Origin of the sequence: Streptomyces sp. A1136, assembly GCF_004795055.1 — a bacterium.
Classification (GTDB): domain Bacteria; phylum Actinomycetota; class Actinomycetes; order Streptomycetales; family Streptomycetaceae; genus Streptomyces.
The window spans coordinates 81439-102567 of the sequence record NZ_SSBJ01000028.1 but is presented as its reverse complement, the minus strand read 5'-3'; the positions used below and the strand labels follow the sequence as shown (position 1 = coordinate 102567).

Annotated in this window: 28 protein-coding genes and 1 pseudogene; 18 read left to right on the top strand and 11 right to left on the bottom strand. The window is 73.3% G+C overall.

Going from position 1 to position 21129, the window contains the following annotated elements; genetic code table 11:
• Window positions 1-160 precede the first annotated feature (160 nt).
• The 3 genes from E6R62_RS25695 to E6R62_RS25685 all read right to left on the bottom strand — a co-directional run bounded on the left by E6R62_RS25695 (window position 161) and on the right by E6R62_RS25685 (window position 1647).
• Window positions 161-379, bottom strand: coding sequence for a hypothetical protein (locus E6R62_RS25695; protein ID WP_136215893.1), 219 nt, complete (start codon window positions 377-379; stop codon window positions 161-163).
• A 199-nt stretch (window positions 380-578) separates the two neighbouring features.
• Window positions 579-1082, bottom strand: a complete 504-nt coding sequence (locus E6R62_RS25690) for a hypothetical protein (protein WP_136215906.1) — start codon at window positions 1080-1082, stop codon at window positions 579-581.
• Between the two features lie 178 nt (window positions 1083-1260).
• Window positions 1261-1647, bottom strand: a complete 387-nt coding sequence (locus E6R62_RS25685) for a VOC family protein (protein ID WP_136215892.1) — start codon at window positions 1645-1647, stop codon at window positions 1261-1263.
• A 96-nt stretch (window positions 1648-1743) separates the two neighbouring features.
• Here E6R62_RS25685 and E6R62_RS25680 point away from each other — a divergent pair, with 96 nt between their 5' ends.
• On the top strand, window positions 1744-2757 hold the full coding sequence (locus E6R62_RS25680; protein ID WP_136215891.1) for a DNA topoisomerase IB: 1014 nt from the start codon (window positions 1744-1746) through the stop codon (window positions 2755-2757).
• 51 nt (window positions 2758-2808) lie between these two features.
• On the opposite strand, the gene E6R62_RS25675 is transcribed toward E6R62_RS25680, so the two are convergent.
• On the bottom strand, window positions 2809-3084 hold the full coding sequence (locus tag E6R62_RS25675; RefSeq protein WP_136215890.1) for an isoamylase early set domain-containing protein: 276 nt from the start codon (window positions 3082-3084) through the stop codon (window positions 2809-2811).
• A 251-nt stretch (window positions 3085-3335) separates the two neighbouring features.
• Between E6R62_RS25675 and E6R62_RS25670 the strand changes: the two genes are divergently transcribed.
• From E6R62_RS25670 to E6R62_RS25660, 3 genes are all read left to right on the top strand, one after another.
• A complete protein-coding gene (locus E6R62_RS25670) occupies window positions 3336-3650 on the top strand; it encodes a plasmid stabilization protein (protein ID WP_136215889.1) in 315 nt (104 codons plus the stop codon).
• A 106-nt stretch (window positions 3651-3756) separates the two neighbouring features.
• Complete coding sequence (locus E6R62_RS25665) at window positions 3757-4131, top strand: hypothetical protein (protein ID WP_136215888.1); 375 nt, start codon at window positions 3757-3759, stop codon at window positions 4129-4131.
• 113 nt (window positions 4132-4244) lie between these two features.
• Window positions 4245-4619, top strand: coding sequence for a hypothetical protein (locus tag E6R62_RS25660; protein WP_136215887.1), 375 nt, complete (start codon window positions 4245-4247; stop codon window positions 4617-4619).
• Between the two features lie 55 nt (window positions 4620-4674).
• On the opposite strand, the gene E6R62_RS25655 is transcribed toward E6R62_RS25660, so the two are convergent.
• Window positions 4675-4893, bottom strand: coding sequence for a hypothetical protein (locus E6R62_RS25655; RefSeq protein ID WP_136215886.1), 219 nt, complete (start codon window positions 4891-4893; stop codon window positions 4675-4677).
• Window positions 4894-5110: 217 nt separating this feature from the next.
• On the opposite strand from E6R62_RS25655, the gene E6R62_RS25650 reads away from it, so the two are divergent.
• The 4 genes from E6R62_RS25650 (at window position 5111) to E6R62_RS25635 (ending at window position 7490) form a co-directional block, all read left to right on the top strand.
• On the top strand, window positions 5111-5605 hold the full coding sequence (locus tag E6R62_RS25650) for a DUF5709 domain-containing protein (protein ID WP_240801886.1): 495 nt from the start codon (window positions 5111-5113) through the stop codon (window positions 5603-5605).
• Window positions 5606-5633: 28 nt separating this feature from the next.
• Window positions 5634-6554 carry a Rieske 2Fe-2S domain-containing protein gene (locus tag E6R62_RS25645; protein ID WP_136215885.1) on the top strand — a complete coding sequence of 307 codons (921 nt, stop codon included), beginning with the start codon at window positions 5634-5636 and terminating at the stop codon, window positions 6552-6554.
• 42 nt (window positions 6555-6596) lie between these two features.
• Complete coding sequence (locus E6R62_RS25640) at window positions 6597-6995, top strand: hypothetical protein (RefSeq protein WP_136215884.1); 399 nt, start codon at window positions 6597-6599, stop codon at window positions 6993-6995.
• A gap of 81 nt (window positions 6996-7076) precedes the next feature.
• On the top strand, window positions 7077-7490 hold the full coding sequence (locus E6R62_RS25635) for an STAS domain-containing protein (RefSeq protein ID WP_136215883.1): 414 nt from the start codon (window positions 7077-7079) through the stop codon (window positions 7488-7490).
• A 30-nt stretch (window positions 7491-7520) separates the two neighbouring features.
• On the opposite strand, the pseudogene E6R62_RS25630 reads toward E6R62_RS25635, so the two are convergent.
• Window positions 7521-8214 (bottom strand): annotated as a pseudogene (locus tag E6R62_RS25630) (UdgX family uracil-DNA binding protein).
• Window positions 8215-8318: 104 nt separating this feature from the next.
• Window positions 8319-8534 carry a hypothetical protein gene (locus tag E6R62_RS25625; protein WP_136215882.1) on the bottom strand — a complete coding sequence of 72 codons (216 nt, stop codon included), beginning with the start codon at window positions 8532-8534 and terminating at the stop codon, window positions 8319-8321.
• A gap of 170 nt (window positions 8535-8704) precedes the next feature.
• On the opposite strand from E6R62_RS25625, the gene E6R62_RS25620 reads away from it, so the two are divergent.
• Entirely contained in the window at window positions 8705-8998 is a 294-nt protein-coding gene (locus E6R62_RS25620) for a hypothetical protein (RefSeq protein WP_136215881.1), read from the top strand.
• Window positions 8999-9431: 433 nt separating this feature from the next.
• On the opposite strand, the gene E6R62_RS25610 is transcribed toward E6R62_RS25620, so the two are convergent.
• The 4 genes from E6R62_RS25610 to E6R62_RS25595 all read right to left on the bottom strand — a co-directional run bounded on the left by E6R62_RS25610 (window position 9432) and on the right by E6R62_RS25595 (window position 12007).
• The gene (locus E6R62_RS25610; RefSeq protein WP_136215880.1) at window positions 9432-9746 is read right to left on the bottom strand and encodes a hypothetical protein; all 315 of its coding nucleotides are present in this window, start codon (window positions 9744-9746) and stop codon (window positions 9432-9434) included.
• A 103-nt stretch (window positions 9747-9849) separates the two neighbouring features.
• Window positions 9850-10428: a DUF5133 domain-containing protein gene (locus E6R62_RS41105; protein WP_240801885.1), complete on the bottom strand. Its 579-nt coding sequence runs from the start codon at window positions 10426-10428 to the stop codon at window positions 9850-9852.
• A gap of 262 nt (window positions 10429-10690) precedes the next feature.
• Window positions 10691-10894, bottom strand: coding sequence for a cold-shock protein (locus tag E6R62_RS25600; protein ID WP_136215879.1), 204 nt, complete (start codon window positions 10892-10894; stop codon window positions 10691-10693).
• Window positions 10895-11059: 165 nt separating this feature from the next.
• Entirely contained in the window at window positions 11060-12007 is a 948-nt protein-coding gene (locus E6R62_RS25595) for an NmrA/HSCARG family protein (RefSeq protein ID WP_136215878.1), read from the bottom strand.
• Between the two features lie 290 nt (window positions 12008-12297).
• Between E6R62_RS25595 and E6R62_RS25590 the strand changes: the two genes are divergently transcribed.
• From E6R62_RS25590 to E6R62_RS39770, 9 genes are all read left to right on the top strand, one after another.
• Window positions 12298-14067 (top strand): hydrogenase maturation protein, encoded by a 1770-nt coding sequence (locus E6R62_RS25590; RefSeq protein WP_136215877.1) that lies wholly within the window; start codon window positions 12298-12300, stop codon window positions 14065-14067.
• Window positions 14068-14134: 67 nt separating this feature from the next.
• On the top strand, window positions 14135-15190 hold the full coding sequence (locus E6R62_RS25585; RefSeq protein ID WP_136215876.1) for a hydrogenase expression protein HypE: 1056 nt from the start codon (window positions 14135-14137) through the stop codon (window positions 15188-15190).
• An 85-nt stretch (window positions 15191-15275) separates the two neighbouring features.
• The gene (locus E6R62_RS25580) at window positions 15276-17054 is read left to right on the top strand and encodes a nickel-dependent hydrogenase large subunit (RefSeq protein WP_136215875.1); all 1779 of its coding nucleotides are present in this window, start codon (window positions 15276-15278) and stop codon (window positions 17052-17054) included.
• Window positions 17051-17572: a NifU family protein gene (locus E6R62_RS25575; protein ID WP_136215874.1), complete on the top strand. Its 522-nt coding sequence runs from the start codon at window positions 17051-17053 to the stop codon at window positions 17570-17572. The genes E6R62_RS25580 and E6R62_RS25575 overlap by 4 nt, the downstream gene beginning before the upstream one ends.
• Window positions 17569-18237 (top strand): DUF5947 family protein, encoded by a 669-nt coding sequence (locus E6R62_RS25570; protein WP_136215873.1) that lies wholly within the window; start codon window positions 17569-17571, stop codon window positions 18235-18237. Before E6R62_RS25575 ends, E6R62_RS25570 begins: the two co-directional genes overlap by 4 nt.
• Window positions 18234-18938 carry a DUF6084 family protein gene (locus E6R62_RS25565; protein ID WP_136215872.1) on the top strand — a complete coding sequence of 235 codons (705 nt, stop codon included), beginning with the start codon at window positions 18234-18236 and terminating at the stop codon, window positions 18936-18938. The genes E6R62_RS25570 and E6R62_RS25565 overlap by 4 nt, the downstream gene beginning before the upstream one ends.
• Complete coding sequence (locus tag E6R62_RS25560) at window positions 18935-20356, top strand: hypothetical protein (RefSeq protein WP_136215871.1); 1422 nt, start codon at window positions 18935-18937, stop codon at window positions 20354-20356. Before E6R62_RS25565 ends, E6R62_RS25560 begins: the two co-directional genes overlap by 4 nt.
• The gene (locus E6R62_RS25555; protein ID WP_168714178.1) at window positions 20353-20859 is read left to right on the top strand and encodes a hydrogenase maturation protease; all 507 of its coding nucleotides are present in this window, start codon (window positions 20353-20355) and stop codon (window positions 20857-20859) included. Before E6R62_RS25560 ends, E6R62_RS25555 begins: the two co-directional genes overlap by 4 nt.
• The gene (locus tag E6R62_RS39770; protein WP_168714177.1) at window positions 20856-21020 is read left to right on the top strand and encodes a hypothetical protein; all 165 of its coding nucleotides are present in this window, start codon (window positions 20856-20858) and stop codon (window positions 21018-21020) included. Before E6R62_RS25555 ends, E6R62_RS39770 begins: the two co-directional genes overlap by 4 nt.
• Window positions 21021-21129 lie beyond the last annotated feature (109 nt).

Genomic DNA, 21129 nt, shown 5'->3' with positions numbered 1-21129 from the left:
CGGCGGCCGTCCTGGAGCGAAAGGGCGAGCTGGGCCGCCTTCTCTCGGGTCGGCTGGGGCGGTACGTCCTCGGGCAGCTGTCCCACGGCGCGCGATTCCTTTCGTACGTCGGCGGTCGTGCCCGCCAGGATGTCGGCGGGCCCCGAACCCGGAGCCCGGCTCAGGGGGGTGACTCCGCCCAGAACTCCGGTCCGGGGCCGCGCCACTCGACGAGCTCGGGGTCGGTGAGGTCCAGCTCCTCCGGATCCTCCATCCCGGCCGCGCCGAGGAAGACGAGGATGTCGGACGGCTTGTGGGCGACACCGATGGCGACGCCGTCGTAACGCACCCGGCGCCAGCCGTTCTCGTCGGGAGGATAGATCACCAGTCGGGCGGACATGCCCCCATCCTCGGTCCTGGCGCCGTCCGCGGCGCCCGCTGTCGCGCGTACGGGTTGCCCGGCCCCCGGGGCGCCGGGTCCCGGCAGTCCGGGCGGGGTGCGGCCTCCGTCGCGGCCGGGTCGGCCAAGACCGCACCCCGCACGCCGGCCCCTACCCGTCCCGGTCCCCCGGAAACGGGTGGTCGGGGGCCCGCCCCGCTCAGCCCGCCAAGGCGGGGTCCGCGCCGAGGCAGTCCAGCAGCCCGGGGCGGTGCAGCTCCGCTATCGGCGCGAGCAGGTCCGGGTGGCGCAGCAGCGCCGCGGCGCCCCGGTCGCCCGCCGCGGGCTTCGTGAGACGACGGAAGGCCACCGGGACGGCGTCGGCGTGCTCGGTACCCGCCAGCGCGGCCACCGCCGCCGCGGCCAACGACGGCGTGGTCAGCAGGCATGCCGCCCAGCTGGCCACGACCTCGTCGACCCAGCTGCGCCACCCGTGCTCCCGCTCCTCCTCATCGGAGGGGACGTCCGCCCCGCTGATCCAGTCCAGGCGGGCCGAGCCGCCCGGCCCCGTCAGCGCCACCAGCTCCGCGTCGAGGTCCGTCGGATACCGCAGCCACGCGGCGACGGTCACGGCCTGCCGGGCCTGCGCCTCCGCCAGGCCGCGCTGGAGCGCGCCGCCGCCGGCCGGATAGGCGCGGGTCAGCCAGTGCGTCGTCGCCGCCATCAGCGGGGACAGGGAGGAGTCTGCGGGCACTGGTGACCATCCGGGCGGAGAGGAAAGGGTGAATCGTCACGATAACGGCCGCATCCGCACCATTGGAATGGTCCCGCCCGGATCGTGGCGCACGCCACGGTAGGCCGCGGCACCCCGTGGCCACCGGTAGCCCTCGCCGGGACCGGCCTCAGACGCGCAGCCGCAGCGGATGGTCCGCCGGGACCTCCACGACGGCGATCGACACACCGTCGGGGTCCTCGACCCACATCTCGATCAACCCCCACGGCTCGCGCATCGGCGGCCGCGATACCGCGACACCCCGCTCCAACAGTTCCTCGTACGCCGCCTGGACGTCGGAGACCTGGAGCCACAACCGCATACCGGGGGCCGGCGGGTGCTCGGAGCGGCCCGACACCTCCAGGAACCCGCCGCCGAGGAAGTACACCGTCCCGCGCTCGGGCCCCGTACCGAACTCCCGGTACACGGCGAGGCCCAGCGCCCCGCCGTAGAACGCGCGCGAACGGTCCGGATCGGTGGGGCGCAGCAGGACCCTGCTGCCCAGTACGTGCACCATGCGGACGAATCTATGCCCCCGCCGGGCGAAGGCGCGCGTACCCGGAGTATTCGCGGCGCGGTCGGGCAGGCGCCCGGCGACCGCCGGAGGAGGACCATGCGACTGCGCACGAGTCACCCCGACCGACCCGGCTACGCCCGGGTACGCCACGGCCGGGGTTTTCGCTACCTCGATCCGACCGGGACGCCCGTCATCGACCCGTCGGAGCGCGAGCGGCTGCGCTCCCTCGTGATCCCGCCCGCCTGGACGGACGTCTGGATATGCCCGTGGCCCGGCGGTCACATCCAGGCCATGGGGACCGACGAGGCGGGTCGTCGGCAGTACCTCTACCACCCGGCCTTCCGTGAACGGCAGGAGGCGGCCAAACACGACCACGTCCTGGACGTCGCGACGCGCCTGCCGCGCCTGCGCCAGGGCGTCGCCCGGGACCTCGCGGCCCGGGGCCTCGGCCGGGACCGGGTCCTGGGCTGCTCGGCGCGCCTGCTCGACCTCGGTTTCTTCCGCGTCGGCGGGACCGCGTACCGGCGCGACCACCAGGCGTACGGGCTGACCACCCTGCTGCGCGAGCACGCCGTTTGCAGCCGGGGCGAGGTCTGCTTCCGTTACCCGGGCAAATCCGGGCAGGAGCAGACCCGCGCCCTGGTGGACCCGGCCGCGTACGCGGTGGTCAGGTCCCTGCTGCGCCGGAGCGAAGGGCAGTCGCAGCTCTTCGTGTACCGGCAGGCCGGCATCTGGCACGAGGTGCGGGCCGGTGACGTCAACGACTACCTGCGCAGCAGGTCCGGTACCGACATCACCGCGAAGGACTTCCGGACCTGGCACGCCACGGTCCTGGCCGCCGTCGCCCTCGCCGTGTCGGCCGAGGTCGTGGGGGAGTCCCGGGCCCTGCGTACGAAGGCGCTGGCCCGGGCGGTGCGCGAGGTGAGCGGTTACCTGGGCAACACGCCCGCGGTCTGCCGCTCCTCCTACATCAACCCGAGGTTGTTCGAGCTCTACGAGAACGGTGTCACCATCAGGCCGGCGCTGGAGCGGCTCGGCGCCGATGTGGTCTACGGGCACCCGGCCACCCACGGCGAGGTGGAGGCGGCGGTGCTGGAGCTGCTCTCCTGAGCCGCTCGGCCCGGCACCGGCGGACCTGCCGGACGGACGGGTGCCGCGTCCTCAGGTGCGCAGGTGGCTGTTCGTGCCGTCGTGGCCGTCGGCCTGCTCCTCGTCGAACCAGTAGTCGCCCGCCGCCAGATAGCGGAACGTGTGCGTCTTCTTCCCGCTGAGGGCGACGGTCACGGCGCGCAGCCCGTCCTCGCGGGGCTCCAGCACGTGGGTGCCCGGCTGCCAGTCGTTGAAGTCGCCCACCACGCTGACCGGCCCGGGCGGAGTGTCGGCCGGAAGGACGAAGGTGACCTCGGTCCCGTTCTTGCGCCGCTTGCGTTCGAGCACGTGAAACTCCTTTGGCCGGAGGTGGGTGCGGCCACTGTGCCGGCCGGGTGACCCGGTGGGGGCCGGGGGCGCGTGGAACGGCGGAAGGTTTCACCCGTACGCCAAAGCCGTTGGAAGCGCCCGGTTTCGACGCCCGGACCGGGCGGGGTGCGCCGACGGGGCGGGTCCCTCCGGTGGCCGATCCGGGGTGCGGGAGCCGGCGCCGGCCCGCAGCATGGCCGTGTCCACCCCTATGCGTGAGGAGAACTGCGATGCCCCGAGGTTCCAGCGGTAAGCGCGAGCGCCAGTACGACCACATCAAGGAGTCCGGTCAGGAGCGCGGCATGTCGGAGGGCCGGGCGAAGGAGATGGCCGGCCGCACGGTGAACAAGGAGCGGGCACGGTCCGGCGAGACCAAGTCCACCAGCCGTGGTTCGTCGGGTTCGGGCGGCGGTGGCGGCCGCGGCTCCGGGAGCGGTTCCTCGGGGCCCACCCGCGACGCCTTGTACGAGGAGGCCAAGAAGCGGGGCGTCGAAGGCCGCTCCACGATGAACAAGGAGCAGCTCAAGAAGGCCCTCGGGCGCTGAGCCGTGGAACGCCGCCGCCGTGGCGGACCGGCCCCGGCCGGTCCGCCACGCCGCGCGTGACCGGCCCCCGAAGGGGTTCCCGAGGACCCGAAGGAAAGGCGACGTGATGAACAGCGAAGCACGGCACGCGGACGACGCGGTGCTGGTGACGGCCACCGACTGCTCGCCCGAAGACGCACGTACCCTCATCGGGTTCCTCGAACGGGCCTTCCCGGGAGAGGTCGTGGAGGAGAAGGCGGCACCGGCCCGGGACCACGCGGGGCACCCCACCGTCTGGAGCACCACCGTCGACGCCGGCCGACCGGGCGCGCGGACCGGCCCCGTAACCCTCGACGGCACGGTCCGCGTCGGCGTGCAGGGCGGCCCGCGCGCCGTGGACCGGGTCCTGTTCGCACTGTCGGAGTCCTTCACCGTCGAGGCGAAGGGCACCGTCGCCGGAGACCAGGAGCGCGAGGTCGAGCTGCTGCTCGCAACCGCCTGATCCCTGCCCCGTGCCCGTGCCCCGAGCCACCCGGCCAACCTCTGCGCGGGCCCGGCCGGTTCCGGGGGCCGTGGGGTGGGTCCCCGGGGCGGGACCTTGTAGACTCCGTACCCATGTCGAAGCCTGACGACCTGCTCGTCGCCATCGCCGCCGCCGTGGAGTCCGAGCCGACGAATCAGATGGCCCTGACCGTCGTGGTGCACGGCGCCGTGATCACGGGCCGGCTCGCCCCGGAGAGCGTCTGGCGCCAGCGCGTGGCCGAGGTCCTCAAGGACTCGGACCAGCTCGGCGCCTTCGCGAACGTCTTCCTGGACGCGGGCACCATGTCCCCCTCCCCGCGCGTCGCCCCGCCCGCCTACCTCCACTTCCACGTGGCCCGGATCCTCCAGGGCACCGTCGGCATCCCGGAGACCGGCGGGATGTACCGGATCGCGGTCAAGGACGTCAGCGCCTGGACGATGGGCGATTTCAGCTTCTCCGAACGCTGAGATCCCACCGCCCGGCGCCGCGTTCCGGCCGACCCGTTCCGGCGTTCGGTCCTGGCTACTCCGGCCCCTTGGCCGGGGTCTTGCGCTCGCCGTCGCGCGCGCTGCCCATTTCGCGGTCGCGCTCGGGGGCTTCGTGCTCGGAACGCCGGCCACCCGTCCGGCCGCCCGTCTCGTGTCCCTCCTTCGCCGGCTGCTCCACGTGGGGCCTGCGGCGCCTCGCCTCGCCCTCGTCGTGGTGCAGGGGCGCGCCGCCCGCGCCGCCCTGGTCGTCCATGGCTCTCTCCCTCCGTGCGGTCCGGCCCTCCGTGCGGTCCGGCTCCTGACACGGCGGTCGCGTCCGCCCCCGAGGGGCCGCGTCCGTCGCCGGTGGGGGGCTACCCGCCCTGCCACCGGACATGCCGCGGCGGGCGCCGGTGACCGTGTGGGCCGGTCGGGAAGGGGTAGGCGCCCGCCGAGGGCCGTTTACAGGAGACCCGGGAAAGGCGACGACCATGGCCGACGACAGCAGTACCCAGGGCGACGAGGTGTACCAGCCGCAGAACGGCGACCAGCGCGCCGAGTACCAGCCCGACATGGAGAACGCGCTGGACGAGCCTGACGCCGACCGGAGCCTGGACGAGGGCTACCAGACCCCGGACCGGCCCCGCGCCGTCTCCCGCCACGGCACGACGGCGGCCGAGCAGCGGGAGGGCGAGACCCTGGACCAGCGTCTCGCGCAGGAGACGCCCGATGTCGGCCAGTCCGGCCCGGACAGCGGTCCACACCCCGAGCCGCTGCCCCACGACACGGTCGGCCGGCTCGCCCCGGTGGAGGACGACTCCCGCCGTTCCATCGACGTACTGGCCCACGACGTCGGCGAAGACGGGGGAGCGGAGTCGGCGGAGGAGGCGGCGATGCACGTGGTGGGCCGCAATACGGCCAGGGAGCCCCGCGAGTACGCGCCCCGGGGGGACGATCCGCAACCGTTCGGCGGCAGGACGCCATAGCGCGTCCCGCTCGGGGTAGGCGCCCGCCATGGACCTACGAAGCACCGCACTCGGCACCGCCGGCAACGGCCCCGGACCCGTCCTGACCGCCATGGAGCGGCTGGAGCGGACGACGGTGGCCGACGGTCTCATCGAGGCCGTACGCCGCGCGGTGCGCGCCCTCCCGCTGGGAGCGGCCCGCGACGTCCTGCACGGCCGCCCGCTGGGCCACCCGGCGCACCCGCCGCTCGTCCAGGTGCCGCTCGGCGCCTGGTTCTCCTCCGCAGTCCTGGACCTGCTGCCCGGCCAGCGCCGGGCGGCCCGCGCCCTGATCGGGGTGGGAGTGGTCACGGCGGTGCCCGCGGCCCTCGCCGGCTGGACGGACTGGGCCGAGCTGCCACCCGAGCAGGCCCGCGTGGGACTCGTCCACGCCCTCACCAACAGCGCGGGGCTCTGCCTCTACGCCGGCTCCTTCCTGGCCCGCTCCCGCGGCCGGACCTGGAAGGGCCGGGCCCTGTCCATGGCGGGGCTCGCCGCCGTCTCCGCGGGCGGCGCGATCGGCGGCCACCTCGCCTACCGCCAGGCCGCCGGAGCCAACCACGCCGAGCAGGTGACCCATCTGGTGGCGGAGGGCTGGCACCGTGTCGGCCCGGTGGCGGACTTCGCCGTCGACAAGCCCGTCCGGGCCCGGGTGGACGGAGTCGACGTACTCGTCGTGCGCGCCTCGGGCGGGACCGTGCACGTCCTCGCCGACCACTGCTCGCACATGGGCGGCCCGCTGTCCGAAGGCGAGATCACCGACGGCTGCGTACGCTGCCCCTGGCACGGCAGTGTCTTCCGGCTCTCCGACGGCTGGAACGTCGAGGGACCGGCCACCGCCCCCCAACCGTCATTCGAGACGCGCGAGGTCGACGGCCACGTCGAGGCGCGGCTGCGCCACTTCCACACCCCGCGGTCGTCCTCCGCCTGAAACGGGCGCTCGGCCCGCGCAAGAGCCCAGGAGGTGTAGTGCATGTCGAAGAACAGGAAGTCGGGACAACCGTCACACGGTGAGGGTCCCAGCCGGCACGAAGGGACCGATCAGCACGGATGGGCGCCCGACGTGGACGCCACCCGACAACAGGACAACCCGAGCGCGCACCGCTCCTTCCACACCGACGAGTACGCGGGCGACGGCCCGGACCGGCGCTCGCCGACCAAGGCCTCGCCGACCAAGGCCGACGAGGGCACCCCGGTCAAGACCGGTGGGCGGCGTGGGGAGCACAAGGGAAAGGGAGCGCGCTCCGGCGACAAGGGCCACCACGACATGGGCGAGAAGGGCGCTTCGAAGCGCCCCAGCGGGACCAAGGACGCCTCCGCGTACACGGGTGTCGACCCCCAGGACCCGTCCGGCGGACGTCGCGGCGGCTGAACCCGGCCTCCGCGGGGCGCGGGGCCCGTGCGTCGGGTCCGTGGCGCGCCCCGCGGACACACCCCGTCGAACAGGCAGGCCATGACGTACGACCACCCGAGAGTGCGGGTCCTCCTCGACGAGGAGGGGGTCCGGGTGGTCGTACTGTCGGGCGAGTTCGACATCGACAGCGTCGGGCCGTTGGCGGAGGTCCTCGCCGACGCCGCCCGGGAGGGCGTGCGGCGGGTGGTGGACATCGCCCGGGTCACCTTCGCCGACTCCTCGCTGCTGAACATCCTGCTCGCCGGTGACCGCGAGGACCACCTCGTCCTGGCCGGCCCCGTACCGGAGCAGTTCGCGGAGCTCCTGCGGCTCCTCGACGCCGAGGCGGAGCTGGAGATCGCCCCGAGCCTCGCGGAGGCCCGCTCCCGGTCCGCCTCGCCCGCCGCCCCCTCGCCCACGGGCGAACGCCGAGGCCCGGGCGTGAACGCCGAGGCCGAGGAAGACGGCCGATGAGCCGGCGGCCCGGTGCGAGAGCCGGTGCGGTCAGCCGAGGGCGGAGGCGGCCACCGAAAGATCGCCGACCAGACCGCGGAACGCCGCCTCCCGGTCGTGGGAACGCAGTACCGCGGAGGGATGCACGGTCGCCAGCAGTCGCGCCCCCCCACGAGTCCGCCGGGTCGTCCCCCAGGGCGGGCATCGGGCGCAGGACACCGCGCTGCTCCCCGACCTTGAAGGAGCTCCCGAGCAGGGCGCGCCCCGCGGTGGCGCCCAGCACGACCACCACCTCGGGCTCCACCAGGCGCAGTTCCGCCGCCAGCCACGGCCGGCAGGCAGACGTCTCCCGCAGGTTGGGCGCCTTGTGGATACGGCGCTTGCCCCGGGCGGAGGTCGTGAACTTGAAGTGCTTGACCGCGTTCGTCACGTACGTGTCCTCGTCGCCGAGGCCCGCCTCCTCCAGCGCCCGGTGCAGCAACCGCCCGGCGGGGCCGACGAAGGGTTCGCCTTGGCGGTCCTCCTGGTCCCCGGGTTGCTCACCGACCAGGAACAGCCGGGCGTGCGCGGCTCCGGCGCCGAACACCGTCTGGGTGGCGTGCTCGAACAACGGACAGCCCTGGCACCCGGCGGCGGCCCGGCGCAGGGCACCGAGGCCGCCGTGGCGGGGCACGTAGGGGCCTGCGTCGTACTGCCGCCCCACCGAGGGCAGGGTGCCGGGGTTGGCACTCGTGCCGTCGATCATGGGACCCACCTCCTGCCGCGCCCCACTCGACGTCGGACCGCCACGAGTCCGTCGCCACCGGCCGGCACGCGGCGTCTGCCCGCGGGCCCGGCGGCCAAACCGCGCTAGGCCCTGTCCTCCGTCACGGCCTCGCCCTGTGCGCGGACGGCGTGCATGCAGGCGGCGCAGTAGTGGTCGGAGGCGGGTTCGGCGGCCGGGAGCGGGGCCCGGTCGGGGCTGAGGAGGGACCCGCACAGGGTGCTGAGGGTGGTGTCCTTGGCTATCACGTGCCACAGGAGCCGGCCCAGCTCGGTGCTGGGCTCGGCGCGCATCTCGTACATGGGCGTACCTCTTTCATGCTCGACGCGGCAGAGGGAACGGCCTGTGTCCATGAGAGCGCGCCGTGCGGAAAGGGACCAATGGGGGTAGACCAGGAGAAGGAAAACGAGGCGGGAGAGGTTTGGCGGACAGGTCGGCTTCGCCGACGACATCGGCACGGGAGGAGTGCCCCATGGCATGGGCGTCGTGGACGACGACGGGGATCTATCCGGGGGCCGGCGGTGTCCGTACGAGGGAGGCGGGCGTCATCTCGGGCAATCTGACGCTGCACACCACGTGGACGGGCGCGGCGGCGCAGGTGGCCGTCCAGTACAGCGGCTCGTCCGACTGGTTCACGCTGGCCGGCAGCCCCGTCGAGTGCGATTCGGAACAGGAGAGCCGGGACCTGCACCAGGCGGTGGTGGAGGCGCTGCGCGGCGGAGGCGGCGCCGGGGTCCCGGCCGAGTGGGCCGGGCACACCGTCTGAGACGGGGGCACACCGTCTGGGACGGGGGCCGCCTCCGCCCGGGCGGCGGCCTCAGGTCGCGGGGTCGGGAGCCGGGACCGGGCCGGGCAGCGGGCCGGGCGCGGGGAGCGGATCGGGTCCCGGCGCGGGCTCGGGCCGCGGGTCGGGCTGCGGTTGCGGCGGAGCCGGGGGCACCGGGTCGGGGCCGCCCGGCCCGGGGACGGGGCCCGGCAGGGGACCCGGCCGGGGCCCGGGGCCGGGACCGGGCGCGGGCGTCGGGTTGGGAGGTACGGGATCGTTCGGAGGGGTGGCCATGGTGCCCTTCTCGACTCGGGCCGGTGACGGACGACCGGCGCTGACGGTGAATCCTCGTCAGGCGGTTACCCGCAGCGCGCCCCCTGACACGACGGTCGATCAAGACGTGCGCCTCGCCCGGCGGTCGGGCGGTCCGGGCTCAGTCGTCCCCGGCGGCGAGTTCGAGGGCGAGCGCCTGGAGGATCTCCTGCGCGGACATCTCCGGGTCCGCCGCGTCGTAGGCGTCCGCGACCGCTTCGAAGGCCAACACGAAACCGGTGACCAGAGCGCTCCACGGCCCGGACAACTGGTCCAGCACCGCGAGTCCGATCTCCGCCGGGTCCGCCTCGGCGGGGACCAGGAACTCCGCCGGTGTCACCTCGCTGAGCAGGGCGGAGACGTAATCCGTGCCGACGTCGCCGCGCACCCCGGTGAGCACCGCGATGGCCTTCAGCTTGATCTCGTTCTCGGTCATCCGGCGAGAGTAGGGGGAAACGGGCGCGCCGACCCGCCGGCGTGCCGGACGCCGGTGCGGACGAAGGACGACCCGGCCCGCGCCCGCCCGCGTGGTCCCGCCCTCACCGGTACGGGGCCCGCGACCGGGTGGGGCGGTCGAGGCGGTCGGCGGTGAGGAGTTCCTCGGCCGCCTGGAGCGCCAGATGGGTGCTGCGCCGGCCCATCAGGACGCACAGGGTGTAGGAGGCGTCCTCCAGCCGGCTTCGCAGCGCCGCGTCGTCCGGGGTCGCGAAGGTGCGTCGGCGCAGCGTGCGGAAGTCGTGCAGGTGCCGGCGCAGGACCGCCAGGTCCGGGAGCAGGCCGGGGGAGCCGGGACCGGACGGGGGCGCCGGAGCCGAGAGGGTGTCGTCGATCAGGGAGCGCAGGACTTCTCCCACGTGGGGTGAAGGCCGGGCCGCTGGGGCTTCCTCGTCGCCCCGCAGTGCCATCGCGGCGTGCGCGGCCGCCGTCGGTCCCACACCGCTCCCGCGGGCCGTGTCGAGCAGGATGCGGCGCGCGGTGTCGTGGCAGCACGGCACGAAGGCCATCAGGACGCCGGTGGCCGCGGCGACGACCGCGGTGGCGGACGCAGCGTCCGGCCCCGCGCCGGCGACCGGGGCCACCGACGGCGGCGGCAGGTGGCCTGCTGGTGTGTCGTTCATCCGCCGACTCCTTCGCTCGGTGTGCCCCGCCCGGCCCGTCCGTACCGTGGCGCACGCGCGCGGCGGGGGGAGTGGCCGAAGGGGTGAGAATCGCCGCCGGTCGCCCGGTGGTACCGGCCGGGGATAAGCGAATGGCACATGATGACGCAGAGCGGGCCCCCGGACCCCGAGACCCGAGGGTCCGCTCCTGCGGCGCACGGGCCCCGCCCTCCGGCCGGTGACGGGGGACCGGCACGGCGGCCGATCCGGGGGCGAACCGCGATCAGGCGGGCACGATGTTCTCGGCCTGCGGCCCCTTCTGCCCCTGGGTGACATCGAAGGTCACCGCCTGTCCCTCCCACAGTTCCCGAAAACCGGTAGCGTTGATCGCTGAGTAGTGGGCGAAGACATCGGGGCCGCCCCCGTCCTGCGCGATGAAGCCGAAGCCCTTCTCCGCGCTGAACCACTTCACCGTTCCGGTAGCCACACAGGTCCCTCTCCTCGACGGTCGGCCTTCCACACCACGCGGAACGCCCGAACGACGGGAAGGTACAACGCGAGCGCACCGGTTCCGAACACAAAACGGCGCCACACGCGACCTCACCCGTCCGGCCCACCCCCGCCGGACGCCGCGTCCCGGCCCGGCCCGCGGTCACAGGGACCGGAAGGCCTCGCGGTGCCCGGCCAGCCAGGTGGCGAAGTCCTGCAGCGACGGGTTCAGCGCCCGGATGGCCGCCAGGTCCCTCGCGTGGGTGAAGCGGTCGGCGCACTCGGCGTAGTACTGGAACATGTTGCCGATCTCGTCGGCCGCCGGGAAACCGAGGGCGCGGAAGGCGTCGGGTTCCATCGGCGCGTACCGCACCGGCTCGCCGACGACGTCGGTCAGCGCCGCCGCGATGTCCGCGACCGGGAGGTGTTCACCGGCGATGCCGACCGTCGCGCCGATCAGGTCGGTGCCCCTCTTGAACACGGCCAGCGCGGTCCGGCCGATGTCGTCGACGGCGATGCCCGACAGGGGGCTGTCGCCCATCGGGAAGACCAGCCGCAAGACGCCGTCCTCGCCCCGCTGCGGGGCGAACGTCGAGTACAGGTTCTCCCAGTAGAACGTCGTGCGCAGGAAGGTGGTCGGCGCGCCGGCCTCGGGGAAGAAGTGGTCGGCCTCCGCCTTGGCGTCGAAGTGCGGCACCTTGTACGAGCCCTGGAGCGTGGGCATGCGGTCGTCGTCGAGCGGGACGCACTCGCGGGTGTCCTCCAGCGTCGACCAGATGGCGTGCTGCACCCCCGCGTGTCCGGTCGCCCGGGCGAGGGAGGCGGCCTGCCGCTTCTCCCGCTCCGCCGACATGTGCTCCCAGAAGTTCGTCACCAGGTAGGCCCCGTACGCGCCTTCGAGGACGGGTCCGAGGGTGGCCTCGTCGTCCAGGTCGGCCCGGACCACCTCCGCGCCGAGCCGGGCCAGCTCCCGTGCCCGGTCCGATCCCGGGTCACGGGTGACCGCGCGCACCGAGAACCCGCTCTCCGGGTCGTCGAGGATCGCCCGTACCAGTCCTCCGCCTTGCGCGCCCGTCGCGCCGAATACCGTGATGACGCGTGCCCCGACCATCGCCGACCTCCCTCTCGATACCTCCGCGCCCGACCGGACGATGGTTCCGGACCCTATGCGCGCGGCCCGGCCGGTCCGGGAACGGGCGCGCCCGACGCACGCGGACACCACTCCATCGCGCTTCCCCGCCGGCGCGGCCGCACCGCCGAGTGGCAGCGCGTCCTGTCCGCTTTCGAGTGACGCCGGCGCTCGGCGTCACACCGCCGCGCCCGCTGGTCCCCGAACATCGCAGGCGGCCGGAGAACCCCCGGCCGACGGTGCGCGAAGGCGCATGGCCGCTGGGAGACCGGGTGCACATCCTGCTCGTCGCGAGCGCGTTCAACAGCCTGACGCAGCGCGTCCACGCGGAGCTGCGCGACCACGGCCACCACGTGTCCGTCGAACTCGCGCTGGGCGCAGACTCGTTGACCGACGCCGCCAGGCGCCACCGGCCCGACCTGATCATCGCTCCGATGCTCAAGACCGCCGTGCCCCGCGAGGTCTGGTCCACCCACACCTGTCTGATCGTCCACCCGGGACCGGTCGGGGACCGCGGTCCCTCCTCACTCGACCGCGCGGTCCAGGAGGGCGCCCGCCACTGGGGCGTCACCGTCCTTCAGGCGGACGCCGAGATGGACGCCGGCGACGTCTGGGCCTTCGCCGAGTGCCCGCTGCCGGAGCTGGCCAAGAGCGACCTCTACCGCGGCGAGATCGCCGACGCGGCGCTCCGGGCCGTCCTGCTCGCCGTGGAGCGCTTCGCCTCGGGGACGTACGCGCCCACCCCGCAGACCACCCACCGCACCCGGCCCTACCTGCGCCAGGACGAGCGCCGCATCGACTGGGCGAACGACTCCACCGATCGGGTCCTGCGCGTCCTGCGGGCCGCCGACTCACAGCCCGGCGTACGGGACGAGCTGCTCGGCGGGGTGTGGTTCCTGCACGGGGGCCACCGCGAGGACCGGCTGCGCGGCCGCCCCGGCGAGTTGCTGGCCACCCGGGCGGGCGCGGTCTGCCGGGCGACCACCGACGGCGCGGTGTGGATTCCGGAGCTTCGGGCCTGCCGGGCGCCGGGAGAGCCGGTCCCGGTCAAGCTGCCCGCCACCCTGGCACTCGGCGACCGGCTGCCCCCGCTGCCGGAAGACCCCGTGCCGGCGTTCGCCGACCCGTCGCGGTCCACCTGGTCCGACATCACCTACCGGGAGGAAGGGCAGGCCGGTTTCCTGTCGTTCTCCTTCCCCGGCGGCGCGATGAGCACCGAGCGGTGCCGGCGCCTGCTGGACGCCTACCGCGCCGCCTGCGGCCGGCCCACCTCCGTCCTGGTGCTCGGGGGCGGCCGCGACTTCTTCTCCAACGGCATCCATCTCGGCGTCATCGAGGCGTCCGCCGACCCCGCGGCGGAGTCCTGGGCGAACATCACGGCGATGGACGACCTCGTCGAGGCCGTCCTGACCACCACCGACCGGCTCGTCGTGGCGGCCCTCGGCGGCAACGCCGCCGCCGGGGGCGCGATGCTCGCGCTGGCGGCCGACGAGGTCTGGTGCCGCTCCGGCGTCGTCCTCAACCCCCACTACCGGCTGATGGGCCTCCACGGCTCCGAGTACTGGACGTACACCCTGCCCCGCCGGGTGGGTCCCGCCGTCGCCGAGCGGCTCACCGGCGACGCGCTGCCGCTGAGCGCGACCGCGGCGGTCGAGCTCGGCCTGGTGGACCGTACGCTGCCCTGCGCGGCCGCGGAGTTCGCCGACGAGACCGCCCGGCTGGCGGGGTTGCTGGCGGCTTCGCCCGCCGCCCCGTCCCGGATCGCGGCGAAGAAGGCGCTGCGCGAGCGGGACGAGGCCAAGACCCCGCTCGCCGCGTACCGGGAGGCGGAGCTGGCCCTGATGCGCGCCACCTTCTTCGACCCGCGGGCCCCGTACCACGCGCTGCGCCGCGCCTTCGTGCGCAAGGAGCCGGCCGCCGCGACACCGGCGCACCTGGCCCGGACGGTCCCGGCCGACCGACGCGACGCGCCGGACGCCGTCACCGGACTGGCCGTACAAGACAGCACACCGGCCGCCGGGTCCTGTTACGAAGAAGGATGAGAGCGGAGTGGCCGTCCCCCGGCTCCCCCTCACCCCACCTCCATTTCCTGCCCAAGGAGGCATCCTCATGGATGCAGCAGCGCCGAGCACGGTAGAGGATCCCCCCATCCACATCCTCTGGATCAACGCGGGGCTGAGCTGCGACGGTGACTCGGTGTCCCTGACGGCGGCGATGCAACCCAGCATCGAAGAGATCGTGATGGGCGTGCTGCCGGGTCTGCCCAAGATCGCGGTGCACTGGCCCCTGATCGACTTCGAGTGCGGGCCCGTCGGCGGCGCGGACACGTTCATCGAGTGGTTCTTCAAAGGCGAGCGGGGCGAGATCGATCCCTTCGTCCTCGTGATCGAGGGGTCCATCCCCAACGAGAAGATCAAGGCCGACGGCTACTGGTGCGGCTTCGGGGACAACCCCGAGACGGGCCAACCCATCACGACCAGCGAGTGGATCGACCGGTTGGCGCCCAAGGCCCTCGCCGTCGTCGCCATCGGGACCTGCGCCACCTACGGCGGCATCCACGCGATGGAGGGCAACCCCACGGGCGCCATGGGCGTACCCGACTACCTGGGCTGGGACTGGACGTCGAAGGCCGGCATCCCGATCGTGTGCGTGCCGGGCTGCCCCATCCAACCGGACAACTTCTCCGAGACGCTCACCTACCTGCTCTACCAGGCGGCCGGCTCCGCGCCGATGATCCCGCTGGACGACAAGCTGCGCCCCACCTGGCTGTTCGGCGCGACCGTCCACGAGGGCTGCGACCGGGCCGGCTACTACGAACAGGGCCAGTTCGCGCACGTCTACGACTCGCCGCAGTGCCTGGTCAAACTGGGCTGCTGGGGCCCGGTCGTCAAGTGCAACGTGCCCAAGCGCGGCTGGATGAACGGCATCGGCGGCTGCCCCAACGTCGGCGGCATCTGCATCGCCTGCACCATGCCCGGCTTCCCCGACAAGTTCATGCCGTTCATGGACGAGCCGCCCGGGGCCAAGGTGTCCAGCAAGGCCAGCGGCGCGTACGGCGCGGTCGTCCGCAAGCTGCGCCAGGTGACGGCGCGCACCGTCGACAAGGAACCGAAGTGGCGTCACACGGGGGAGGAGCTCACCACCGGCTACCGCCCGCCCTGGTGACCGGCGCCCCGCCCCGCACGCAGTTCCCGCGCACATCCCCGCAGTCCCGCAGAGCCCGCTCCTAAGAAGGGTCACGGCAGACACGATGGCACCGAAGACGAAGGCGTCCGGCGACGGCTTGGTGGAGATGGCCTGGGATCCGATCACCCGGATCGTGGGCAGTCTCGGCATCCACACGAAGATCGACTTCAAGCAGAAGCGGGTGGCGGAGTGCTACAGCACCTCGTCGGTCTTCCGCGGCTACAGCGTCTTCATGCGCGGCAAGGACCCCCGTGACGCGCACTTCATCACCAGCCGCATCTGCGGGATCTGCGGGGACAACCACGCCACCTGTTCCGTCTACGCGCAGAACATGGCCTACGGCGTGAAGCCGCCCCACCTCGCCGAGTGGATCATCAACCTCGGCGAGTCGGCGGAGTACATGTTCGACCACAACATCTTCCAGGAGAACCTGGTCGGCGTGGACTACTGCGAGAAGATGGTCCGCGAGACCAACCCCGGAGTCCTGGAACTGGCCGAGCGCACCGAGGCCCCGCACGCCGGCGACCACGGCTACCGCACCATCGCCGACATCATGCGCTCCCTCAACCCCATCGAGGGCGAGTTCTACCGCGAGGCCCTCCAGGTCAGCCGCTACACGCGCGAGATGTTCTGCCTGATGGAGGGCCGCCACGTGCACCCCTCCACCCTGTACCCGGGCGGGGTCGGCACCATCGCCTCCGTCCAGCTCTTCACGGACTACCTGAGCCGCCTCATGAGGTACGTCGAGTTCATGAAGCGCGTCGTCCCGCTCCACGACGACCTCTTCGACTTCTTCTACGAGGCCCTGCCCGGCTACGAGGAGGTCGGTCGGCGCCGCGTGCTGCTCGGCTGCTGGGGCGCCCTCAACGACCCCGAGTACTGCGACTTCACCTACGCCAACATGTCCGACTGGGGTCGGAAGATGTTCGTCACCCCGGGCGTGATCGTGGACGGCAAACTCGTCACCAACGACCTCACCGAGATCAACCTCGGCATCCGCATCCTGCTGGGCAGCTCGTACTACGACGACTGGGCCGGCCAGGAGAAGTTCGTCACCCACGACCCGCTCGGCAACCCGGTCGATCCCCGCCACCCCTGGAACCAACACACCATCCCCGCCCCGCAGAAGCGCGACTTCGACGGCAAGTACAGCTGGGTGATGTCACCGCGCTGGTTCGACGGCAAGGACCACTTGGCCCTGGACACCGGCGGCGGCCCCATCGCCCGCCTGTGGTCCACGGCCCTGTCCGGGCTGGTCGACGTCGGCTACGTCAAGGCCACCGGCCACAGCGTCGTCATCAACCTGCCCCGGACGATGACCAAGCCGGAGACCACCTTCGAGTGGAAGATCCCGAAGTGGAGCAACGCGCTGGAGCGCAACCGCGCCCGCACGTACTTCCAGGCGTACGCCGCCGCCATCGCCCTGCACTGCGCCGAGAAGGGCCTGGAAGAGGTCCGCGCCGGACGCACCCAGACCTGGGAGAAGTTCGAAGTGCCGGACGAGTCCATCGGAGTCGGTTTCACCGAGGCCGTCCGGGGTGTGCTCTCGCACCACATGGTGATCCGCGACGGCAAGATCGCCAACTACCACCCCTATCCGCCGACCCCGTGGAACGCAAGCACCCGTGACACCTTCGGCACACCCGGCCCCTACGAGGACGCGGTCCAGAACACGCCGATCTTCGAGGAGAACCCCCCGGAGAACTTCAAGGGCATCGACATCATGCGCGCCGTGCGCAGCTTCGACCCCTGCCTCCCCTGCGGCGTCCACATGTACGTCGGCAACGGGCAGACCGTGAAGCAGATGCACGTGCCCACCGGTCTGAGCGGACTGGGCGGATGAGCGCCCCCGCCGACTCCCTCCGAACCGGCCTTCGGGTCGAGGAGGTCCTGGACCGGCTGGCCGACACCGGTGACCGCGAGGTGTGCGCCGCCGCCGAGGAACTGGTGCGCGTCCTCATGGACTTCTACGGTTCCGGCCTCGCCCGGATCACCTCGCGGCTGGACCCGGACGCGCTCGCCCCGCTGCTGGACGACGAACTCGTCTCCAGCCTGCTGGCCCTGCACGACCTGCACCCGGAGGACGTGCGCACCCGGATCGCCCGGGCCCTGGACAGCCTGGGCGACCCGGTGGAGCTCCTCGGCTTCGACGAGGCGGCGGGAACGTTGCGCCTGCGGGCCGCGGCGAGCGGCGGCTGCGGCTGCGGCGGCAGCGGCGACGGCGTACGGGAGGCGGTCGAGGCCGTGCTGGCCTCCTTCGCACCCGAGGTGACCACCGTCGAACTGGAGCCGGCCGGGGCACCGTCGCAGCCGCTGCTGCAGATCGGCACCCGCCCGCAGGCCCCGGTCCGGGTGCCGTGAGCGCGCCCCGCGGCTGGGCCCCGCCGTCCGCGCGGACGGCGGGGCCGACCGGCCTGCGCCGCTTCACGCGCCCGCGGGAACCCCGGACCGAGACCTGCGAACTGTGCGGGGTGGCGGTCGCCGAGGACGGTCACCGCCACCTGGTCGAGATCGAGAAGCGCGCGCTGGTCTGCGCCTGCACGGCCTGCGCCCTGCTGTTCGACCGGCCGGGCGCCGCCACCGGCCGCTACCGCGCCGTCCCCGACCGCTACCTCCACGACCCGGGACACCGCCTCGACGACGGCGCCTGGGACCTCCTCCAGATCCCCGTGGGCGTCGCGTTCTTCTTCCGCAACGCCGCCCTGGACCGGCTCGTCGCGCTCTACCCGAGCCCGGCCGGGGCCACCGAGAGCGAACTCGATCCCGCCACCTGGCAGACGGCGCTGGGCGGCAGCGCCCTGGCCGGCCTGCTGCTGCCGGATGTGGAGGCGCTGCTGTTGCGCCGCCGGGAGGGACGCGTCGACTGCTATCTCGTCCCCATCGACATCTGCTACGAACTCGTGGGCCGGATGCGCCTCCTGTGGCAGGGCTTCGACGGCGGGGCCGAGGCCCGCGCCGCGCTGGAGGAGTTCTTCGACGGCGTCGAACGCCGTGCCAAGGCCGTGCCCGCGGAGGTCACGACATGACGGAGTTCGGCTTCACCTGCACCGGAGTGCGCGCGGACCCGTACGCCGCCGGCCCCACGCTCGTCTTCCGCCTCGCCGTCACCGCCTCCGGGAACACCCGGGTACACGCCCTCGCGCTGCGCTGCCAGATCCGGATCGAACCGGCCCGCCGGAGCTACGGGGACGCCGAGGCGGAGGGCCTGGCCGACCTGTTCGGCGAGCGCTCCCGCTGGGGCAACACCCTGCGGCCCGTGCAGTTCGCCCAGGTGGCGCTGATGGTGCCGAGCTTCACCGGTTCGACCGAGGTGGACCTGGCGGTGCCCTGCACCTACGACATGGACATCGCCGCGACCCGGTACTTCACCGCCCTGGACGACGGCGAGGCACCGCTGCTGATGCTGTTCTCCGGCACCGCCTTCACCGGGGCCGGCGGCTTCCACGTCGAGCCCGTCCCCTGGGACCGCGAAGCGGCCTGCCGGATGCCGGTGACGGTGTGGCGGGAGATGATCGAGCAGCACTTCCCCGGCTGCGGCTGGCTGCGCCTGCCCCGCGACGCCATGGACGAACTGCTCGCCTACCGCTCCCGGCACGCGCTCGCCTCCTGGGAGGAGACCGTGCGCGCCCTCCTCGCCGAGGCCGCCCCGGCGCCGGCCCGGCCCTCCCCGCCCGAGCGGCTGCGGGCGGGATCGGCGCTGCGCGTCGGCGAGCGGACGGCGCCATGACGACCGCAGCGCTCGACGCACGCTTCGAGACCGCCCGACAGGTGGCCGACGCGGTCCTCTTCGAGGGGTACGTGCTCTACCCGTACCGGGCCTCGGCCGCCAAGAACCGGCTGCGCTGGCAGTTCGGCGTACTCGTGCCCCCGGCCTGGGCACCGGTGCACGGCGAGCACTGCCTCCAGCAGACCGAACTCCTGATGGAACCCAAGGGGGACGCCCCCCTCGCCGTCGAGCTGCGGTTCCTGCACGCGCAGCGGCGTACCGTCCAAGAGGCCGCGCCAGACGGCACCTTCACGGACGTCGACGAACTGCACCTCGCCGACCGCGTCCTCGTCCCCTGGGACGAGGGGACCGAGGAACGCGTCGAGCTCGCCGTCGACCTCGGGGAACTGGCGGGCGACGGCGTCACGCTGCCCTTCACCCGCCCCGCCGGCGAGGAAACCGAACCGGTGGTCGACGCGGACGGGCGGACGGTCGGCCGGCTGGTGCGGCGCACCGAGGAGATCAACGGCGTCCTGCGCCTGCGGGCGAGCGAACTCAATTGTGCCTACCGGGTGTTCAAGCTCACCGCGGTCGTGGAGAACACCGGCGGTTGGCGGCCCGGGGCCGAGGACGCGGGTCGCGACGCGGCCCTGTCGCGCTCCCTCGTCGCCGCCCACCTCCTGCTCGGTCTGGGCGCGGGCCGGTTCCTGTCGATGACCGACCCGCCCGAATGGGCCAAGTCGGCCACCGCGGGCTGCGTCAACCGGCACACCTGGCCCGTCCTCGCCGGCGAGCCCGGTCGCGCGGACGTCGTCCTGTCCTCCCCGATCATCCTGGAGGACCACCCCGGCATCGCTCCGGAGAGCATCGGCGCGATGTACGACGCCACCGAGATCGACGAGATCCTCGCCCTGCGCACCGCGGCCCTGACCGACCGGGAAAAGCGCGAGGCGCGCGGTACGGACCCCCGCGCCGCCGCCGTGATCGACCTCGCCGAGTCGATGCCGCCCGAGGTGCTCGAACGGCTGCACGGCGCGGTGCGGTCCCTGCGCGAGATCACCGACCCCGACGTGCCGCCCGACGCCCCCACCGGTCTGGAACCGTTCGGCGGACAGGCGGTGTTCAAGCCCGAGACCCCCTGGTGGGACCCGGCCCGCGCGGACGCCGCCGAACCGGTCCCCGACCACGTCCTCGTCGACGGCGTCCCGGTCGGTGTGGGCAGCCGCGTCCTGCTGCGGCCCGGCCTGCGGCGCACCGACGCCCAGGACCTGTTCGTCCAGGGTCATGCCGCCCGGGTCGAGGCGGTCCTGCACGACGTCGACGGCGGCGTACACCTCGCGGTCACCGTCGAAGGGGACCCGGGCGCCGACATCCGGCGCGAGCAGGGCCGGTTCCTCTATTTCCAACCCGACGAGGTCGAACCCCTGGAGGAGCCGTGACGGGTGGCACGCTGATCGCCGGGATCGGCAACGTGTTCCTGGGCGACGACGGGTTCGGCGTCGAGACCGTGCGCCGGCTGGCCGCACGCCCGCTGCCCGGCCATGTCGAGGTGGTGGACTTCGGCGTCCGCGGCGTCCACCTCGCCTACCAGCTCCTCGACGGCTACGACACCCTCGTCATGGTCGACGCCACCGCGCGCGGCGGCGCGCCCGGCACGCTCTACCTGATCGAGGTCGGGGAACCGGGCGGGATCGGGGGCCCCGCCGTCCTGGACGGCCACCACATGTCCCCGGACGCCGTACTTGCCCTGCTCGACACGCTGTGCGCCGGCGCGGGGGGCACTCCGCCCCGCCGGATCCTGGTGCTGGGCTGCGAACCGGCCACCGTCGAGGAGGGCATGGGGCTGAGCCCGGCCGTGGCCGCCGCGGTGCCGGAGGCCGTCCGGACGCTCGTGGAACTCCTGCACGAAGACCTGGCGCGAACCGAGGAGAGAACCCGATGAAGCAGCACTGCAACCCGACGAGGCAACACTGCGGGAAGACGCACGCGACCAAGGGCCCGGTGGCCAGGGCCCTCTGTCTCGGCATCACCGCCGTGACCCTGCTCGTGATCGCGGCGCAGTACCCGGACATCAAGCGTTATCTGCGCATCCGCAGCATGTGACCCGGTGATCGGGTGACCCGGGCACCTCCACCGCACGCCCCGCGCCCGAATGGCGTACGGGGCGTGCGGCGCGTCGGCGTGGCCACGCGTGTCGCCCCCGTCCTGCCGG

What these genes read in the sequence shown, in the direction of transcription:
- E6R62_RS25695 (WP_136215893.1), bottom strand. Translation starts at nt 379, where the DNA reads ATGTCCGCCCGACTGGTGATCTATCCTCCCGACGAGAACGGCTGGCGC.
- E6R62_RS25690 (WP_136215906.1), bottom strand. Translation starts at nt 1,082, where the DNA reads ATGGCGGCGACGACGCACTGGCTGACCCGCGCCTATCCGGCCGGCGGC.
- E6R62_RS25685 (WP_136215892.1), bottom strand. Translation starts at nt 1,647, where the DNA reads ATGGTGCACGTACTGGGCAGCAGGGTCCTGCTGCGCCCCACCGATCCG.
- E6R62_RS25680 (WP_136215891.1), top strand. Translation starts at nt 1,744, where the DNA reads ATGCGACTGCGCACGAGTCACCCCGACCGACCCGGCTACGCCCGGGTA.
- E6R62_RS25670 (WP_136215889.1), top strand. Translation starts at nt 3,336, where the DNA reads ATGCCCCGAGGTTCCAGCGGTAAGCGCGAGCGCCAGTACGACCACATC.
- E6R62_RS25665 (WP_136215888.1), top strand. Translation starts at nt 3,757, where the DNA reads ATGAACAGCGAAGCACGGCACGCGGACGACGCGGTGCTGGTGACGGCC.
- E6R62_RS25660 (WP_136215887.1), top strand. Translation starts at nt 4,245, where the DNA reads ATGTCGAAGCCTGACGACCTGCTCGTCGCCATCGCCGCCGCCGTGGAG.
- E6R62_RS25655 (WP_136215886.1), bottom strand. Translation starts at nt 4,893, where the DNA reads ATGGACGACCAGGGCGGCGCGGGCGGCGCGCCCCTGCACCACGACGAG.
- E6R62_RS25650 (WP_240801886.1), top strand. Translation starts at nt 5,111, where the DNA reads ATGGCCGACGACAGCAGTACCCAGGGCGACGAGGTGTACCAGCCGCAG.
- E6R62_RS25645 (WP_136215885.1), top strand. Translation starts at nt 5,634, where the DNA reads ATGGACCTACGAAGCACCGCACTCGGCACCGCCGGCAACGGCCCCGGA.
- E6R62_RS25640 (WP_136215884.1), top strand. Translation starts at nt 6,597, where the DNA reads ATGTCGAAGAACAGGAAGTCGGGACAACCGTCACACGGTGAGGGTCCC.
- E6R62_RS25635 (WP_136215883.1), top strand. Translation starts at nt 7,077, where the DNA reads ATGACGTACGACCACCCGAGAGTGCGGGTCCTCCTCGACGAGGAGGGG.
- E6R62_RS25625 (WP_136215882.1), bottom strand. Translation starts at nt 8,534, where the DNA reads ATGTACGAGATGCGCGCCGAGCCCAGCACCGAGCTGGGCCGGCTCCTG.
- E6R62_RS25620 (WP_136215881.1), top strand. Translation starts at nt 8,705, where the DNA reads ATGGCATGGGCGTCGTGGACGACGACGGGGATCTATCCGGGGGCCGGC.
- E6R62_RS25610 (WP_136215880.1), bottom strand. Translation starts at nt 9,746, where the DNA reads ATGACCGAGAACGAGATCAAGCTGAAGGCCATCGCGGTGCTCACCGGG.
- E6R62_RS41105 (WP_240801885.1), bottom strand. Translation starts at nt 10,428, where the DNA reads ATGAACGACACACCAGCAGGCCACCTGCCGCCGCCGTCGGTGGCCCCG.
- E6R62_RS25595 (WP_136215878.1), bottom strand. Translation starts at nt 12,007, where the DNA reads ATGGTCGGGGCACGCGTCATCACGGTATTCGGCGCGACGGGCGCGCAA.
- E6R62_RS25585 (WP_136215876.1), top strand. Translation starts at nt 14,135, where the DNA reads ATGGATGCAGCAGCGCCGAGCACGGTAGAGGATCCCCCCATCCACATC.
- E6R62_RS25580 (WP_136215875.1), top strand. Translation starts at nt 15,276, where the DNA reads ATGGCACCGAAGACGAAGGCGTCCGGCGACGGCTTGGTGGAGATGGCC.
- E6R62_RS25575 (WP_136215874.1), top strand. Translation starts at nt 17,051, where the DNA reads ATGAGCGCCCCCGCCGACTCCCTCCGAACCGGCCTTCGGGTCGAGGAG.
- E6R62_RS25565 (WP_136215872.1), top strand. Translation starts at nt 18,234, where the DNA reads ATGACGGAGTTCGGCTTCACCTGCACCGGAGTGCGCGCGGACCCGTAC.
- E6R62_RS25560 (WP_136215871.1), top strand. Translation starts at nt 18,935, where the DNA reads ATGACGACCGCAGCGCTCGACGCACGCTTCGAGACCGCCCGACAGGTG.
- E6R62_RS39770 (WP_168714177.1), top strand. Translation starts at nt 20,856, where the DNA reads ATGAAGCAGCACTGCAACCCGACGAGGCAACACTGCGGGAAGACGCAC.